The following is a 2,625-nucleotide window of genomic DNA, read 5'->3' as shown; positions in this document are numbered from 1 at the left end:
GGCTTTGCCCCGGTGCCAACCCCGCCGAAAACACAACGCTTACCGGAAAGTTCGGCACGACAAAACGTTGCGGGTATACTAGTAGCGTTATACCAACGGCAGCTGGCGCATGCCGCCGCGGCCATTCGAAACGGAGACATCATGCTTCCCGTCATCATCGGCATCGTTGTTGTCATTGTGATTGCCTGCGCCATCGCCGGCATCTACAACAACATGGTCACCAAGCGTAACCGCATCGATAACGCCTGGCAGAACATCGATACGCAGCTGCAGCGTCGCAACGACCTGATCCCCAACCTGGTCGAGACCGTCAAGGGCTACGCCAAGCACGAGCAGGAGACGCTCTCCGCCGTGATCAGCGCGCGTAACACCGCCGTCAAGGCCACCACGCCCGAAGCCAAGATGGAAGCCGACAACGTGCTGACCGGTGCGCTGCGTCAGCTCTTCGCCGTAGCCGAGGCCTATCCCGATCTTAAGGCAAACACCAACTTTACGCAGCTGCAGGCATCGCTCGAGGATACCGAGAACAAGATTAGCTATGCACGCCAGAGCTACAACGATTGCGTGCTCAGCTACAACAACGCCATTCAGACGTTCCCGGCTGTCATCTTTGCCGGCATCTTCCAGTTTAAGGAGCGCCAGGGCTTCGAGGCCGCCGAAGCAGCCCGCCAGGCCCCGACCGTCAAGTTCTAGTAGTTTGACAGCGCATCCTTAATCGGCCAAATGCATAAACCGCCCCGTCGAATGCATACTTCGACGGGGCGGTTTCCTTTTTCGCGAAGGTCCCCCTCTAAGCGTCGTGCATTTTTAGGAGTATTCAACATAACCAAGAGCTTCGGGCGCCACGATAAATGCCAAAGACCGCGAATATCCCTGCAAATCAAACGCTGCCAGCCCATAACCCCGCCCATCATTCGTAGAAAACATCGAGAACTCCCGATTTTTTGCCCGAGATCGGTATGCAGGGACCTTCGACTGCAGAATACTCGCAAAAATGCACGTCGCCACCGCCCCCACATGGCGCGAAGCAAAGCAAAAGCGCAGCCTAAAAGGCCGCGCACCATCTTTATTCAGATTAATCATTGCCCGTTGTGACATCGCCGAACCCGCAGGGCAGAGAACAAGTTCCCTCCCGGCGCACTCCGCAGGACGCAAGAAGCCCTCGCCGCACGAAGTGCGCAGCGAGGGCTTCTTGCATGTCCGAGGACGCGCCGGGAGGGAACTTGTTCTCTGCCCGGATAGGTAAGACAAATTACGCGACGGTGTAAACCCAGTTGTGCTTGTCCTCGACAGCACCAGACTGGATACCAGTCAGGGTCTCGCGAAGCTTCTTCATCACAGGGCCGATCTCGGTGTATCCAGCCGGGAAGGTCACGGTCTCGTCGGCGCCGTAAACCTTGTTGTCGATTTCGCCAACCGGAGAGATGACGGCAGCGGTGCCGCACAGGCCGCACTCCACAAAGGTGCCGGCCTTGACCTCGGCCCACTCGACGGGGCGCTGGTCAACGGTCATGCCCAGGTCCTGAGCAACCTGAACGAGCGAACGACGGGTGATAGAGGGCAGGATGGAGTCGGTGTGCGACTGCGGAACGACGAGCGTGCCATCCTCTTTCACGAACAGGACGTTGGCGCCACCGGTCTCCTCGACATAGGTGCGGGACTCGGAGTCGAGATACAGGTTCTCGGCATAGCCCTCGCGATGGGCCTCCATCGTGGGCTTAAGGGACATGGCGTAGTTCAGGCCGGCCTTGATGTTGCCGGTGCCGTGCGGTGCAGCACGGTCATACTCGGAAACGCGCAGCTTGACGGGCTTGAGGCCGCCCTTAAAGTACGGACCGACCGGGGTCACGAGAATGCGGAACGTGTACTCAGGAGCGGGAGCCACGCCGATCACGTCACCGGAGCCGATCATAAACGGACGCACGTACAGGGTCGCGCCGGAACCGAAGGGCGGAACCCAGGCGGCGTTGGCAGAAACGACCTGCTTGACGGCCTCAACGAACTTGTCCTTGGGAAACGGGGGCATCTCGAGGCGCTGGGCAGAGTTATACATACGCTCAGCGTTCATGTCGGGACGGAAGCAGACGATGCTGCCGTCCTCGGCGGTGTAGGCCTTCAGGCCCTCAAAGACCTCCTGGCAGTAATGGAAGATACCGCCGCACTCGGAGACATGCAGGGTGTGGTCGGTGGTCAGGCCGCCCTCGTCCCACTCGCCATCCTTCCAATGAGCCTCGTAGCTGTAATCGGTCTTCATGTAGCCAAAGCCGAGGCTACCCCAATCGATATCCTTCTTCTCGACAGTCATATGTCGCTCCTTACATACACAGTTGCATACTCGCGAACCCGCACGCAAGGACCGAGGCCGACCGCGTCGCAACGTCGCACGCCCGGAGCGTAGAGCCGGACGGGACACGCGAGCAGCATCAAAGCCGATGGCACGTCGATTCGCATGCACGAGATTGTACTCCCCGCACGCGTCTGATAAAACGCTTTTCTTTAACTAAGTAAAGTATTTTCATTTGACCGAAGCAAAAAGGCCCGCCACCGTAATGAACTGCCTCCCATTTCTTGGACATGAGAAATGGGAGGCTTTCTTTATGCGCGTTGATTTGAGGGTGAAGCATG

Annotated in this window: 3 protein-coding genes; 1 reads left to right on the top strand and 2 read right to left on the bottom strand. The window is 58.4% G+C overall.

What is annotated here, in order from left to right; all coding sequences use genetic code 11:
- Positions 1–141: 141 nt before the first annotated feature.
- Positions 142–693, top strand: a complete 552-nt coding sequence (locus AB5758_RS06895) for a LemA family protein (RefSeq protein WP_171021549.1) — start codon at positions 142–144, stop codon at positions 691–693.
- Positions 694–807: 114 nt separating this feature from the next.
- Here the strand turns inward: AB5758_RS06895 and AB5758_RS06890 are convergent, their stop codons facing one another.
- Positions 808–1,083: a hypothetical protein gene (locus tag AB5758_RS06890; protein WP_204987281.1), complete on the bottom strand. Its 276-nt coding sequence runs from the start codon at positions 1,081–1,083 to the stop codon at positions 808–810.
- 169 nt (positions 1,084–1,252) lie between these two features.
- Positions 1,253–2,305, bottom strand: coding sequence for a branched-chain amino acid aminotransferase (locus AB5758_RS06885; protein ID WP_035138743.1), 1,053 nt, complete (start codon positions 2,303–2,305; stop codon positions 1,253–1,255).
- Positions 2,306–2,625: the final 320 nt, after the last annotated feature.

This window comes from Collinsella aerofaciens (assembly GCF_040926405.1).
In the GTDB taxonomy this organism is placed as follows: domain Bacteria; phylum Actinomycetota; class Coriobacteriia; order Coriobacteriales; family Coriobacteriaceae; genus Collinsella.
Note: the sequence above shows the minus strand (reverse complement) of the source record. Positions and strands in the feature narration are given on the sequence as shown.

Excerpts from the sequence above, each read along its gene's own strand:
- AB5758_RS06895 (WP_171021549.1), top strand. The coding sequence starts at position 142 with ATGCTTCCCGTCATCATCGGCATCGTTGTTGTCATTGTGATTGCCTGC.
- AB5758_RS06890 (WP_204987281.1), bottom strand. The coding sequence starts at position 1,083 with ATGATTAATCTGAATAAAGATGGTGCGCGGCCTTTTAGGCTGCGCTTT.
- AB5758_RS06885 (WP_035138743.1), bottom strand. The coding sequence starts at position 2,305 with ATGACTGTCGAGAAGAAGGATATCGATTGGGGTAGCCTCGGCTTTGGC.